11 protein-coding genes are annotated in these 14190 nt (G+C 36.0%); 9 read left to right on the top strand and 2 right to left on the bottom strand.

Annotation, left to right across the window (positions count from 1 at the left end):
- Positions 1–174 precede the first annotated feature (174 nt).
- The 7 genes from ACN1CD_RS05220 to ACN1CD_RS05190 all read left to right on the top strand — a co-directional run bounded on the left by ACN1CD_RS05220 (position 175) and on the right by ACN1CD_RS05190 (position 9825).
- Positions 175–993: a murein L,D-transpeptidase catalytic domain family protein gene (locus ACN1CD_RS05220; RefSeq protein WP_419129269.1), complete on the top strand. Its 819-nt coding sequence runs from the start codon at positions 175–177 to the stop codon at positions 991–993.
- 80 nt (positions 994–1073) lie between these two features.
- Positions 1074–1874: a hypothetical protein gene (locus tag ACN1CD_RS05215; RefSeq protein ID WP_419129267.1), complete on the top strand. Its 801-nt coding sequence runs from the start codon at positions 1074–1076 to the stop codon at positions 1872–1874.
- Entirely contained in the window at positions 1864–3894 is a 2031-nt protein-coding gene (locus ACN1CD_RS05210; RefSeq protein WP_419129266.1) for a helix-hairpin-helix domain-containing protein, read from the top strand. The genes ACN1CD_RS05215 and ACN1CD_RS05210 overlap by 11 nt, the downstream gene beginning before the upstream one ends.
- A 3-nt stretch (positions 3895–3897) precedes the next feature.
- Positions 3898–5988 (top strand): ComEC/Rec2 family competence protein, encoded by a 2091-nt coding sequence (locus ACN1CD_RS05205; RefSeq protein WP_419129265.1) that lies wholly within the window; start codon positions 3898–3900, stop codon positions 5986–5988.
- Between the two features lie 37 nt (positions 5989–6025).
- Positions 6026–6853, top strand: a complete 828-nt coding sequence (locus ACN1CD_RS05200) for an enoyl-CoA hydratase/isomerase family protein (protein WP_419129264.1) — start codon at positions 6026–6028, stop codon at positions 6851–6853.
- A 23-nt stretch (positions 6854–6876) separates the two neighbouring features.
- Complete coding sequence (locus ACN1CD_RS05195) at positions 6877–7560, top strand: hypothetical protein (RefSeq protein ID WP_419129263.1); 684 nt, start codon at positions 6877–6879, stop codon at positions 7558–7560.
- An 81-nt stretch (positions 7561–7641) separates the two neighbouring features.
- Complete coding sequence (locus tag ACN1CD_RS05190; RefSeq protein ID WP_419129261.1) at positions 7642–9825, top strand: S9 family peptidase; 2184 nt, start codon at positions 7642–7644, stop codon at positions 9823–9825.
- 179 nt (positions 9826–10004) lie between these two features.
- Here the strand turns inward: ACN1CD_RS05190 and ACN1CD_RS05185 are convergent, their stop codons facing one another.
- Positions 10005–10718, bottom strand: coding sequence for a DUF3307 domain-containing protein (locus tag ACN1CD_RS05185; protein WP_419129260.1), 714 nt, complete (start codon positions 10716–10718; stop codon positions 10005–10007).
- Positions 10718–11329 carry a SatD family protein gene (locus tag ACN1CD_RS05180; RefSeq protein WP_419129259.1) on the bottom strand — a complete coding sequence of 204 codons (612 nt, stop codon included), beginning with the start codon at positions 11327–11329 and terminating at the stop codon, positions 10718–10720. Before ACN1CD_RS05180 ends, ACN1CD_RS05185 begins: the two co-directional genes overlap by 1 nt.
- Positions 11330–11484: 155 nt before the next feature.
- Here ACN1CD_RS05180 and ACN1CD_RS05175 point away from each other — a divergent pair, with 155 nt between their 5' ends.
- Positions 11485–12513, top strand: a complete 1029-nt coding sequence (locus tag ACN1CD_RS05175; RefSeq protein WP_419129258.1) for a ligase-associated DNA damage response exonuclease — start codon at positions 11485–11487, stop codon at positions 12511–12513.
- A 3-nt stretch (positions 12514–12516) separates the two neighbouring features.
- On the top strand, positions 12517–14106 hold the full coding sequence (locus tag ACN1CD_RS05170; protein ID WP_419129257.1) for an ATP-dependent DNA ligase: 1590 nt from the start codon (positions 12517–12519) through the stop codon (positions 14104–14106).
- Positions 14107–14190 lie beyond the last annotated feature (84 nt).

Here is a 14190-nt window from a genome sequence, read left to right as displayed (position 1 = left end):
ACTTTGTTAGAGGATTATTTTACAACAGTTCTATCAAATTAAATTCTTTATTAATAATAATGGTTAAGTCAGGTGAAAGTAAAACACTTTGTAATTATACTCCTACAAGTTATACGGACACAACATTTTTTTTTATCTTTCGTATTAATCTTAGTATTTACCAAATATTACTTAATGAGAAGAAACATCCTGGGCTTTGTTACGATTTTTTTAGTGGGTATGAGCATTGTCGGTACGAGTTGGAAAGCAGCAGAGCATCCAAAAACAAAACAAGAATATATTTTTAATACTTCAAAAGATAGTACCTATAACTGTTATGTATCTGATATTTACCATGCGGCTCAACTCGATTCTGCCGGACTGAGTGAAACCGTTTTCGAGAAAGCACTAACTGGTTTTTATAATTTGAAATATTCAGGTTTGATCCAATCGAAATCCATTTTGACCATCGCCGATTTTGATCAGGAAAGTTGCAAAAAACGCCTCTATATTATTGATTTGGAAAACAATAAACTGTTGATGAATACCTGGGTGGCTCACGGTCAAAATAGTGGTGCAGATATGCCAGCCTCATTTTCTAACACACCAAATTCAAATCAAAGTAGCTTAGGTTTTTACATCACCGGAGAAATTTATAATGGCAAACATGGTCGCTCCTTAAAGTTAGATGGTATGGATCTTGGATTTAACGATAAAGCAAGGGAAAGAGCAATTGTATTACATGGGGCAAATTACGTTTCCCAGGGAACAATTGATCAACTTGGAAGGTTGGGCCGGAGTCAGGGTTGTCCCGCTGTTTCATCGAAACTTTCAGACCAGATTATCAAAACTATCTCCGGGCAAACCGTTTTATTTATCAATAGCTCCAATCAGAATTACAATTCACAGTTTTTAAATGAAACATTAGCGGCAAGCATGGTTTCGAATCAACAAGAAGTTTTTGCTGCCAAAATTGAACAACATCAATTACAACTACAAAAAAACACAAATTAAACACATAAGTTGTAGATAATTTATTACATTAGCACGAAGCAAATCACTCTATTTTTATACATCCCGGTTTATGCCTGATTATGAAAATATTGTATTATTTGTTGATAGTGCTATCAACTTCGTGCGTCTACGCTCAAAATAACCTTGGTCCGCGGCTTTCTGCCATGGCAGATAATGGTACTGCTGTTACTGATATATGGGCGCTGCAAGCCAACCCGGCAGGAATTACCTTTATCGATCAGCCGGCAATATCAGTAAACTATATTAAACACCTTTTAAGTGATGAAATTAGTTCACAAGGTATAGTTGGTGTTATCCCTTTTAGAAACAATTTTATCGGTATAAGTTTTCAACGTTATGGTTTTTCAGCCTATAATGAAAGTAAAGTCGGCTTTGCCTACGCAAAAAGATTTGGTGAAAATTTTTCTCTGGCACTTAACGGAAATTACCATCAGTTAAAAATTGCTGATTATGGTTCTTCAACTGGCTTTTCGATAGACTTTGGCGTATTATATCATTTAAACAGCAATTTTAGTATCGGCGCATTTACTAGTAATCCATCACAACAAAAGTTTAACAGCAATTTAGTTGTGATTAAAATCCCTACATCTTTTAACATTGGGGCTACTTACCTGGCAACGAATAAAGTGTTAATTGCCACAACCATTTCCAAAGTCTTAGATCAGGCGATAGATTTCAGATTAGGACTTGAATATAAATTGTATGATTTACTAAGCCTTAGGGGTGGTTTGAGTGCCAAACCATTTAAGCAATATTTCGGTTTCGGACTAAATTATAAAAAATTCGCAATGGATATGGCGACAACTTACAATGAAAATCTGGGCTATGCGCCTCAAATTGCAATTGGATATGCGTTTTAGACTCTTCACTACTTTTTTTGTAATGATCGGTATCATGGCAAATGCACAAACTACAACGCAACAACTTGAAGTTAAAGACATTTTAGAAAGCGTAGCAGAAAATTTACCCGACGATTATGACATTACCGAGCTGATTGATATTCTCGTCCGGTACAAAAAACACCCCGTTAACTTGAATAAAACAACCCCCGAAGAGCTGAAAACATTTGTATTTCTTTCTCCTTTACAAATTAGTAATTTCTTTATGCGAATTAAAGAAAGTGGAGATCTTGCCGACGTTTTAGAACTCCAGTCAATTGATGGCTATGATCTGAAAACTGTTCAAAGTCTTTTACCTTTTGTAACACTCAGCGAAGACACAGAGTATGAAAAATTAACATTACAAAATATGCGTCTGTTAGGTGAAAATGACCTGATGATGCGTTTTGCACAAACTTTGCAGAAGCAAAAAGGCTTTACCGATTTGCCAGGGAACCGATATTTAGGCTCGCCAGAGCGCTTTCAAACCCGATACCGCTACAATTATGGAGCCATAGTTTCTGCCGGGATTACGCTAGATAAAGACGCTGGTGAAAAGTTTATTGATAAGCCTTTTGATTTTTACTCCGGAAACATTGCTCTCTTTAAACTAGGAAAGATCAAAAAATTGGTAGTTGGTGATTACACCATGCAATTTGGTCAGGGTTTAACTTTATGGTCAGGATTTTCTTTCGGTAAGGGACCAGATGTAACCAGTGTAGCGAAAAAAGATCTGGGTTTGCGCCCTTATAATTCTACCAATGAATATTCTTTCTTCAGAGGAGCTTCTGCAACGATTAATCTTTATAGAGGTTTTGAGATTACGCCATTTGTCTCTTTTAGAAACCTGGATGCCAGTCAGGATGTAGATGTTAATGGGAATCTTGTCCAATCTACTGTAAATCAAACTGGTCTGCATCGAACCCCTGCTGAGATTAAAAACAAAAGCAGTTTGAGTCAGCGTATTTATGGTGCAGTAATACAGTACACTAAAAATGAATTCGCAGTCGGTGGAATTGCTTATCAAAGCAAATACGGAAACCGTTTTATCACACAAACTGCCTTATATGATCGCTATAGCTTCACTGGAAATTCGCTCACTAATCTGGGCATTTATTATAACTATACATTTAAGAACATCTATTTCTATGGTGAAGGCAGTAAAAGTTTATCCAGCGGTTCAGCTTATTTGAGTGGAGCATTAATTAGCTTATCTCCAACGGTTTATGCAGCCATCACTTATCGGAATTATGCGAAAAACTATCATAATTTTTTCAATCAGGCTGTATCTGAGTCAAGTGAACCGGTGAATGAAAAAGGACTTTATGCAGGGTTAAATATCATTCCAAATAAGCGTTGGGCATTTTCTTTTTATGGCGATTATTTTAGGTTCCCATGGCTTAAGTTTAGAGTGGATGCGCCTTCATCTGGATATGAAATTTTAAGTCAGGCAGTTTACACACCAAATAAGATTTTTAAAATACTATTTCGCTTTAAAACAGAAAACAAACAACAAAATACAGATTTAGATGTACCGATCAATTTTATAGATGATGTAAAAAGAGAAGGTTATAGAATCGAATCTAACTGGCAGGCCAATCAAAAGTGGCGGTTTCAAAATCGGATCGAAGTATCTCAATATAAAAAAGGAGAAGCAAAGGCAGAATTTGGTTATTTAATTTATCAGGATGTAGACTATTCACCCCTATTCTCAAAAATAACTGGTAACGTACGCGTTGCCTACTTTAATACACCGAGTTATAACAGCCGAATATATGCTTATGAAGATGATGTTTTATACAGTTTCGCCTTTGGAATGTATAGTGGTAAAGGATTTAGAACGTACCTGAATCTAAAATATAACCTGGCTAAAAAATTAAATATCTGGGCCAGGTATGCTATGTTTTATTACCAGGATATAGAAACCGTTGGTACCTACCTCGACGAAATTGAAGGGAACAAGAAATCGGAGATAAAAATTCAATTGCGGTATCAATTCTAAATTATGTTCAAAGAAGAATATGTTTTCGTAAGGATTTTGATACCGCTCGTTGCCGGAATTTCAATTTTTTATTTTCTCCATGAAGACAACCTCATTTTCATTATTAGTTCAATTGCTCTTTTTTTATTTCTGGCAATCTTGTCCGTTAACATTTATTATAAAAAATTAAATGCTTACAGATTTAAAGGACTCACTGGTATTTTAATCTACTTGCTATGTTTCCTTTTAGGTGGTCTGGTCTGCCTGACAAACAATGAAAAGTTTAAAACAGATTATTTTACCAAAAAGAAAGTAGACTACTTAAAAATTTGGGTAAATGATGATCCGATAAAAGCCAGTGGTATTTTACGATTTAAAGCCAAGGTTGTTGCGGGTTATCAACAAGCCAGACAGATAAAATTGAGTGGACAGATACTTATTGCAGCAAAACTAGATAGCATTGACCCTTTAAAACTGGAATATGGAGACGAATTAGTTATAGCAGCTAAATACCTACCTGTTGAGCCGCCATATAATCCTGCAGAATTTAACTTCAAACACTGGTTAGCATTGCAAAACATTTATGAACAGTCATTTATCAATCAAACCGAACTGTTTAAAACAAATCAAAATCTTGGAAACCCACTTTTAAAATTTGCATTAGAATTAAGAGCTCAACAAGTAGCCAAATACCGGAAACTTATTAAAAATGATGAAGCTTTCGCTGTAGCTTCTACACTTATATTAGGCTACCGGGCTGATCTTTCGAAAGAAACTTTAGCTTCATATTCTAAAACGGGAACTATTCATGCCCTTTCCGTCTCAGGAAGCCATGTAGCCATTGTCTTTTTTATTCTCGATTTTCTATTGATGTCTTTGGATAAAAAGAAATCATTTAAGGTGCTGAAATTTATATTAATCTGCCTTTTGATCTGGTCTTATGCCTTAATTACCGGATTGTCTCCATCGGTGGTTCGCTCGGCCATCATGATTACCGTTTTTATCACTGCGAAAACATTTGCTAAGAATAAAAATAGTTACAATACCCTGGCTTGTGCAGCTTTTTGTCAATTAGTTTATAATCCTTATTTGATCTGGGATGTTGGATTTCAACTTTCTTACCTTTCTGTTTTAGGACTCATTTATCTTCAACCAAAAATCTATAAATGGATGTACATTGAAAACAAATGGGTCAATAAGATATGGGAATTGATCGCACTTTCCATAGCGGCACAAATTGCCACCTTTCCACTTTGTATTTATTATTTTCATCAATTTCCGGTTTATTTTCTTTTAGGGAATTTATTTATTTCCATTCCGCTAATTCTCATCCTGATTTTAGGAATTGCCGTACTCATTCCGCCAATAGATCTACTTTCGGGCATTTTCGAATGGATAATTGTTTTCACCAACCAGGTTTTAAAATGGATTGGTGATTTGCCTTACGCTACTTTTTCATCTATTTGGATCAACTTACCGGAATTAATTCTGCTGAGTATTTCTTTGGTATTTTTTGTGTTCGCTATGACTAAATACAATAAACGGTTACTATTCCTATCACTTTCTAGCTTCATTATCTATCAATTAATGATAGCCTATAATAGCTGGGAATTTACCAATCAAAAGAAAATCATCTTTTTCACCCTTCGAAAAAACTATGCAGCGGCTTTTATTCAAGGTAACCAAACGATATTATTAACAGATCTAAATCCGGAAGATAAGACCTTTCAATTCTTCATTAAACCCGCATTGGATCAGGCACAAGTGGATAGTATTAAGATGATTAGTATTAAAACCAACATGCTGACGATGCCTCACTTTATTTTGAAAGATAAGCAGATCATATTTGATCAATATAAAATCCTGATCATTGATAGTTTATTTAACAATAAAAGACTGGCTGCCAGAGGAAGGTTTAATGCCGTTTGGTTTACTAACAATACGAAGTTTAAAATAGAAAAGCTTCCGAAGGAAATCGAATATCAAAACATTATTATCGATGCCACGAACAAAGATTACAAGATTGACTGGTTTAAAAAAATTGCTCAAAATAATAAAGTTCCTATTCAGGTTTTAAAGAAAAATCCTGCATATTTGATTCGATTAACCGAATAATATGGAACCATCCTAAGCAAACCGCTCAAAAATAGCAATGAATATGCTTATGATCGCTTCATCACCTTTAAAGAACAATTATAAACTGATGGAAAATCTGGTTTTATACAGCGTAAATGAAAGAATCGCTACGATAACCATAAATCGGCCCGAAAAGCGTAATGCATTAAATCCAGCACTGATTGAAGCACTCACAGAAGCTTTTCTTCAGGCTGAAGAAGATGAGCTAGTTAAAGTTATCGTACTAAATTCTAATGGTAATACGTTTAGTGCAGGCGCAGATTTAGAATATTTACAACAACTTCAAAATAACAACTTCGAAGAGAACGTAGCTGATTCAAATCGCTTAAAGAAACTTTTTACCACAATTTATTACTTGCCTAAAATTGTAATTGCCCAGGTAGAGGGACATGCCATTGCTGGTGGCTGCGGCCTGGCAACAATTTGCGACATTATTTTTGCAACACCAGAGAGTAGCTTTGGTTACACAGAAGTTAAAATCGGATTTGTTCCTGCAATTGTCTCCTGTTTTTTGATGCAAAAGGTTAACGAAACCATAGCCAGAGAAATTTTGCTGACCGGAAAAACCTTCCCTGCTGAACAGGCACTTAAATATAACCTGATAAATTTTGTAACAAATTCCTCAGAAATTAATCAAAAGGTTAAAGAATTTGCTTTAAGTTTGTGTAGAGAGAGTTCGGGGAATTCGTTAATGATTACAAAACAACTCATTAGCCAAACCACGAAGCCACTTTTAGAAAAAACTTTAGAAACTGCTGTTCAAATTAATGCCCGTGTTCGTGAAAGCGACGACTTTAAAAAGGGAATTGCCGCATTTCTAAACAAAGAAAAAATTAACTGGTAAATAACTAAAACTGAAATAAAAACATGTTCAAATCAATTAAAACAAGTGTTGTAGCCTTTATATTAGTAGGTACAGCTGTAATCGCTCACGCCCAAAAGAAGATCACCGAAGGTACCCTTACTTACGGACTGGAATATAAATTAACAGATGAGCAAAAATCTGCAATGGGCGGTCAGGAACCACCTGCAGAGTTAAAAGTTAAATTTAACAATGGCCTTACTAAAATCGAAATGGAGCAAGGACCAGCAATGATTGGAATTGTTTCTGATAACAATGACAAAACTGGTTTACTTTTAATTGATGTGCCAATTGCTCAAAAACAATTTGCTGTTAAACAATCCAAAGAAGATGTGGCAAAAGTAATGGGCGAATTACCTAAATATTCTGATTTTAAAGCTACTGGCGAGAAACAAACTGTAGGTGGTTTTGGTGCAGAAAAATATACTTTTAAAGATGATAAAGGTGGTGCTCATGAGCTTTGGGCAACTAAAGAAGTAGATTTACCAAATGTTGGTTCACAAAATTACTTCCCAGGTTTAGCCGCTTTCCCTGTAAAATATACTTTAGTGCAGAGAGGTATTGAAACCACTACTACACTTAAATCTATTGCAGAAGGTAAAGTAGGTGCAATTTCTAAAGATGTTCCAGCAGGTTACGAAGTAGTTACTATGGATGATCTTGCTAAAATGCAAGGTGGTGGTGAATAATTAACCACTTTCAATTAATATAAGGCTTTTTAACTGCCGGCTTTTTATTTAAATTAGCCGAAAAGTTAAAAAGCTTTTTTTATGACCAAAATTTTTATGATTAAAAACTTATTATTCAAATTATCACTTCTTTCCATCGTAGTTTTTACCGTATTTGGTGTAAAAGCACAAGGCATAAACTGGGCAAAAGATGGAAACTCTTATTATCAGATCTCTAATGGAGAAATTATTTCGGTTACGCTTCCGAAAAATGATAAGAAAACAATAATTACAAGAGCCTTATTAACACCAGCTGGAAAAAGTAATGCAATTGCAGTACGCAGTTTCCAGTTTTCTACAGATGGTACAAAAGCTTTAATCTATACCAACAGTAAAAAAGTTTGGCGTTACGATACCCGTGGCGATTACTGGTTAGCAGATTTAACCAGTAATAAAATTACTCAAATTGGAAAAGACAGGCCTGCCTCCTCTTTAATGTTTGCTAAAATTTCGCCAGATGGAACAAAGGTAGCTTACGTGAGTAAACATAATTTATATGTAGAAAATGTAGATGGAACAGGTACGAAAGCACTAACAACTGACGGAACCGATCGAATGATTAACGGAACTTTTGATTGGGTTTACGAAGAAGAGTTCGAGTGCCGCGATGGTTTCAGGTGGAGCCCGGATAGCAAGACAATTGCTTACTGGCAAATAGATGCCACGAAAATCAAAAACTTTTTGATGATCAACAACACCGATTCTATCTACCCTTACACTATACCCGTAGAATATCCTAAAGTTGGCGAAAATCCATCAGCTTGCAAAGTAGGCGTTGTAGATATCGCGTCAGCTAAAACAAACTGGTTAAATGTTCCTGGTGATAATATTCAGCATTATATTCCCAGAATGCAATGGGTGCCGAACAGCAATGAAATTATTTTACAGCAATTAAGTCGTGAGCAGAATGAAAGTAAAGTCTTCATTTGTGATGCTAACTCTGGCGAAGCAAAAGCAATTTATTCGGAAACTGCCAAAGCCTGGATTGATGCACAGGATGAATGGAAATGGCTAGCAGACAATAAAGAGTTTACTATTTTATCCGATAAAGATGGCTGGAATCACTTATACAGAATAAGTCGCGATGGTAAAAAACAAACCCTGGTTACCAAAGGGAATTATGATGTGATTGATGTAAAATTAATAGATGAAAAAAATAATTACGTTTATTTCACTGCATCGCCAACCAATGCAACACAGAAGTATTTATTCAAAACAAAATTAGATGGAAAAGGTAAATTGGAGCAGGTAACTCCATCAATTTTACCAGGAACACATAATTACGATATCTCTCCTAATGCGGCATTTGCCCGTCATAACTATAATAGTTCGGTTGTAAGACCCATTACAGAATGGATGAATTTTACAACAAGTAATCCATTCACTATGGATGGAAGCATTACCAATCAATTATCTAAACAAGAAACTGCGAAAAATAAAGTAGAATTTTTTAAGGTAACGACAGAAGATGGCATAGAACTAGATGGCTGGATGAAAAAACCAGATAACTTTAATCCTGATAAGAAATATCCGGTTGTATTTTATGTTTATGGCGAACCTGCTTCTCAAACTGCTGCCGATACTTATGGTGCTGGTAGTAATGGTTTATATGCTGGCGATATGGCTAAAGATGGCTACATCTATATTTCAATGGATAACCGAGGCGCACCTGTTCCAAAAGGTGCAGTATGGCGCAAAAGTATCTATAAAAACATTGGTGTATTGAATATTCGCGATCAGGCAATGGCTGCAAAAAAACTATTGGCTACAAATGCCTTTATGGATAAAGACCGTGTAGCCGTTTGGGGCTGGAGCGGTGGCGGTTCATCAACCTTAAACCTGATGTTCCAATACCCTGAAATTTACAAAACCGGAATTTCTATCGCTGCGGTGGGTAACCAGTTAACTTATGATAACATTTACCAGGAACGTTACATGGGAACCCCTTTCCCAAGTAAAGAGGCTTACGTTAAAGGCTCTCCTATCACCTATGCTAAAAACTTAAAAGGAAACTTATTATATATTCACGGTACAGGTGATGATAATGTTCACTACCAGAATGCAGAAATGTTAATCAATGAATTAATCAAAAACAAAAAGGTTTTTCAATTGATGAGCTATCCAAATCGTACCCATAGTATCTCTGAAGGCGAAGGCACCCGTGAGCATTTATCACTTACTTACACTAAGTTCTTAAAAGATAACTGTCCTCCAGGAGCAAGATAATATCTTTTTGTAAAGCAATTTCAGCGGGGAATCGGTTTCGATAGCCCCGCTTTTCATTTCAATCTTTTTCAACCTTGCAAGGTTTAAGAAAAAGTATTTCCATTTCAATCGGGTTTAGAAAGCAAGGTCCGTACTTCTATTTAAGTTTGCTTAGCAAAATACCTACAGATTTCTAGAATTTAACTACTTACTATCCCAGCGGTAAGCAATGACACAACTATTGCAATACCAAAACTTAGTAAAGTTCCAATCAATACGTATTCCGTTAATTTTAAATCATGCGCTTCTTTCAAATCCCCAAATCGGAAGATAGATTTCGCACCGAGCAGAACCCCAACGGCCTCAAAATGATTGGTTAATATAAAAACAAAGATTAAGGCACGTTCTAAAATCCCGATATATTTCCCTGCATTCTGCAACGATTTTGGGCTTTCATCATCACTTTCAGGTAACCATTTTGCAATAATCACTTTCATAATTATAGATGTAGGCATAGTCAGAAACAAAACCCCTGAAATTAAAATCCAGGTTTTAATTTCATTCAAATAACTGCTATCTAAATATCCATTATAAAAAATATGCCAGATCAGTACAATAGAACTGAAGTGTAAAACCTGATCAGCAAAAAACAAAATCCTGGCATTCTTTCTGGTTTGAAATATAGATTTTAAGGCATCAATCACTAAATGAATTACACCAATACTTAACGCCACTTTCCAGATACCAAAACTTAAAAAAACCAGAAATATCAACCCCATATGAACGAGCACATGTAAATAAAGCTTACCAGACTTTAGCTTCTTATTTTCTTTGTCTTTTACCCAAGATCCGGGTTGAAGAAAAAAATCACCAATTAAATGGACAAGCACAAGTTTAATTAAAATGATATCCATTATTTAGGTAATATTTGGTTCAACTTTTTACGAAATAATTTATCCATATCCATTAGTTCAGAATAATGTGCCCTTTTTAGCGCCTCGCTTACAGATGATTGTGTTCTTCCAGAAATAACGGCCAGTTCGCTCTGCAATAGATTTTCGTGTTCTAAAGCAAGCTTAACCATTTCTGCTGCTACAATTCCCCAGCTATCCATCGTAATTAATGCAAGCCTGATCATTACATTAATTTCTTCATCAAATTCCGGAAAATCAGTTTTAATAGCCAAATTAACTTTGGCTTGTTTTAAACTATCAAATGCACCCCCAGAGTTCACAAAAGCATCTCCGTCTGATTCTGAAAGCTTTTTCCGTTTACTTTTAACCGCTCCAATACCTATTCCCATTCTTACATCCGCTGGTTTATTTACCCTGATACATGCCTTTAAATAAGCAGCAGTTTTAATGGCATTTTCTGGTTCAACCTCTACCTGAAAACTATCTCCCCTATAAATCTCCCACTTACTATTCTGTTCTGAAACCTGTTTTAAAGCACTTTTTAGATCAGCTAACCAATTATCCTTTATCTTTCTCGAGCCTACAATATCACCTGTTATAATGCAAATCATAATACTAATATATCCCTAAATATTTGATTATACAAAAATTATCGGGTAATTACCCGATATTTCACTTTATCGGCTAATTAGCCGATATTTAAGATTATCGGCTAATTAGCCGATATTGATATAAAACTTAAAGCCCAATTTGTTGTTTACTATTCATGGCATTAATCGAATTTACCAAAAGAGGCATTTATTGCAAGCAAGGCGACTTCTATGTAGACCCTTGGTGGCCGGTAGATTATGCTGTAACTACACATGGGCATAGCGATCATGTTCGATTTGGCAATAAGTACTACCTATGCCATACCCTTACCAAACCCATTATTAAACGCCGTATTAGTGAAGATTTAAATGTAGAAACATTAAATTATGGTGAAAGCATTGTTCGCAACGGTGTAAATATATCGTTTTATCCCGCTGGCCACATCATTGGTTCTGCACAGGTTCGTTTAGAATACAAAGGTGAAGTATGTGTTATATCTGGTGATTATAAAACGGAAGATGATGGAATTAGTGATGTATTTGAACCCGTTAAATGTCACTCTTTCGTATCTGAAAGCACTTTTGGTTTGCCCATTTACAAATGGCAAAAGCAAGATATTGTTTTTAACGGCATCAAAAACTGGATTAGCGATAATATTGAAGCACAAAAAACAAGTGTATTAATTGCTTATAGCTTGGGGAAAGCACAACGACTGATTAAGAACCTCGCTGGTAATGTGCCTATTTACGTGCATAACAGCATTGCAAACTTAAATGAAGTGATTATAGATGTGGGCGTTAATTTGCCTGAAACTATCCGCATTACGCCAGAAACAACAAAAGATGAATTACAGAAAGGAATTGTAATTGTTCCTCCGGCAATGAGAGACAGCCGTTGGATTAAAAACTTATTACATCCTGTAACCGGAATTTGCTCAGGTTGGATGCAGGTTCGCGCTCACAGACGCTGGCAAAGTGCCGATGCTGGTTTTGCCTTAAGTGATCATGCAGACTGGCCTGGATTAATGGATGCTATTACGGCAACTGGTGCAGAAAAAGTTTATGTAACACATGGTTTTACAGCTGCATTTAGTCGATTTTTAAATGATAGCGGTATCGAATCAGAAGAGATGATGACTAAATTTGGCCAGGAAGACGACGAAGAAAATAAAGTTGATTTAGCTGAGCAAAACGATAACAAATAAACTATGAAACGTTTCGCCAGATTAATTCAGAAACTCGAACAGAGCAATAAAACAAACGACAAGATCGCTGCGTTGGTAGATTATTTTAACTATGCAGATGATAAAGATAAAATTTGGGTAATTGCCCTTTTTACAGGCAAAAAGCCAAAACGCCCTATCAAATCTGCCCTGTTAAAATACTGGGCAATTGATATTACGCAAACACCTGAATGGTTGTTTTCTGAAAGCTACTCCAACGTAGGCGATTTAAGTGAAACCATTGCCCTGCTCCTGCCGCCTGCTAAAAACACGTCAGATTTACAATTACATAAATGGATTGAAGAGTTGCACGATTTGGAAGGAAAAGATGATGAAACAAAAAAAGAATTTATTTTAAATGCCTGGAATCAACTTGAAACGCAGGAACGTTTCATCTTCAATAAACTCATTTCGGGAAATTTCAGGATCGGGGTTTCTAACAAAATGCTTGTTAATGCTTTGGCTAAGCAAAGTAGTTTAGAAAGTGCTCAAATCATGCATAGCATTATGGGCAAGTGGAATCCCTATGAAATTACCTTTCATGAACTGATTAACGGTGTTCATGTTAATACAGATAATTCCTGGCCTTACCCCTTTTGCCTCGCCTATGCATTAGAACAAGAACCAGAAAAGTTAGGTGATATTTCTGAATGGCAGGCCGAATGGAAATGGGACGGGATCCGCGGGCAGATTGTGAAAAGAAACGGTGAACTTTTTATCTGGAGTCGTGGAGAAGAACTGGTAACTGAACAATTTCCAGAGCTACATTTTTTAATTGATGTTTTACCTGATGGTGTTGTAATTGACGGAGAAATCCTCGCTGTACAAGACAAACAGGTTTTATCGTTCAGCACCCTGCAACAGCGTTTAAACCGTAAAACGATCAATAAAAAGCAGTTGGAAGACGCACCAATTGGCTTCTTTGTCTATGATATTCTGGAATTTGAAACCCAAGACTTTCGTGAACACCCTTTGAGTGAAAGAAGAGCAATCTTAGACCAGCTCATAGGAAATTTAGAAGAAAGTGCTGTTATCCTTTCTCCTGTAATTAATTGCAAAACCTGGGAAGAACTGGCCGAATTAAGAAAAACCTCCCGCTCAATTAATAGCGAAGGAATTATGCTTAAGAAATTAAGTTCTCATTATCACAGCGGTAGAAAACGAGGCGATTGGTGGAAATGGAAAATTAATCCCTATACGGTAGATGCAGTAATGATTTATGCGCAAAAAGGTAGCGGTAGAAGGGCAAATTTCTTTACAGATTATACTTTTGCTGTTCGGGATGGAGAAAATTTAGTCACCATTGCAAAAGCCTATTCCGGGTTAACAGATAAAGAAATTAAAGAAGTCAACTCATTTGTAACCAAAAATGCCATCGAAAAATTTGGGCCGGTGCGTACCGTAAAACCAGAATTGGTCTTCGAAATTGCATTTGAAGGAATTGCAGAAAGTAAAAGACATAAAGCCGGACTGGCCCTTCGGTTTCCGCGTATTTTACGTTGGCGGAAAGATAAAAAGGCAGAAGAGATTAATACGTTGGAAGATTTAAGGCAGCTGTTGGAATCTACGTTCTAGAATTTCATTGTAACTGAGCAAAACAAGCATATAATATCAGCTATTTAACGATCGCATTGAGATTACTTCAGGCGTAGCCATAAA

The organism is Pedobacter sp. N23S346 (genome assembly GCF_048515415.1).
Taxonomy (GTDB): Bacteria; Bacteroidota; Bacteroidia; order Sphingobacteriales; family Sphingobacteriaceae; genus Pedobacter.
This window is presented reverse-complemented; position numbering and strand designations above follow the sequence as displayed.

Bases quoted from the DNA above. Each gene is read 5' to 3' on its own strand.
- ACN1CD_RS05170 (WP_419129257.1), top strand. From the start codon at position 12,517: ATGAAACGTTTCGCCAGATTAATTCAGAAACTCGAACAGAGCAATAAA.
- ACN1CD_RS05180 (WP_419129259.1), bottom strand. From the start codon at position 11,329: ATGATTTGCATTATAACAGGTGATATTGTAGGCTCGAGAAAGATAAAG.
- ACN1CD_RS05220 (WP_419129269.1), top strand. From the start codon at position 175: ATGAGAAGAAACATCCTGGGCTTTGTTACGATTTTTTTAGTGGGTATG.
- ACN1CD_RS05200 (WP_419129264.1), top strand. From the start codon at position 6,026: ATGAATATGCTTATGATCGCTTCATCACCTTTAAAGAACAATTATAAA.
- ACN1CD_RS05210 (WP_419129266.1), top strand. From the start codon at position 1,864: ATGCGTTTTAGACTCTTCACTACTTTTTTTGTAATGATCGGTATCATG.
- ACN1CD_RS05215 (WP_419129267.1), top strand. From the start codon at position 1,074: ATGAAAATATTGTATTATTTGTTGATAGTGCTATCAACTTCGTGCGTC.
- ACN1CD_RS05190 (WP_419129261.1), top strand. From the start codon at position 7,642: ATGACCAAAATTTTTATGATTAAAAACTTATTATTCAAATTATCACTT.
- ACN1CD_RS05205 (WP_419129265.1), top strand. From the start codon at position 3,898: ATGTTCAAAGAAGAATATGTTTTCGTAAGGATTTTGATACCGCTCGTT.
- ACN1CD_RS05195 (WP_419129263.1), top strand. From the start codon at position 6,877: ATGTTCAAATCAATTAAAACAAGTGTTGTAGCCTTTATATTAGTAGGT.
- ACN1CD_RS05175 (WP_419129258.1), top strand. From the start codon at position 11,485: ATGGCATTAATCGAATTTACCAAAAGAGGCATTTATTGCAAGCAAGGC.
- ACN1CD_RS05185 (WP_419129260.1), bottom strand. From the start codon at position 10,718: ATGGATATCATTTTAATTAAACTTGTGCTTGTCCATTTAATTGGTGAT.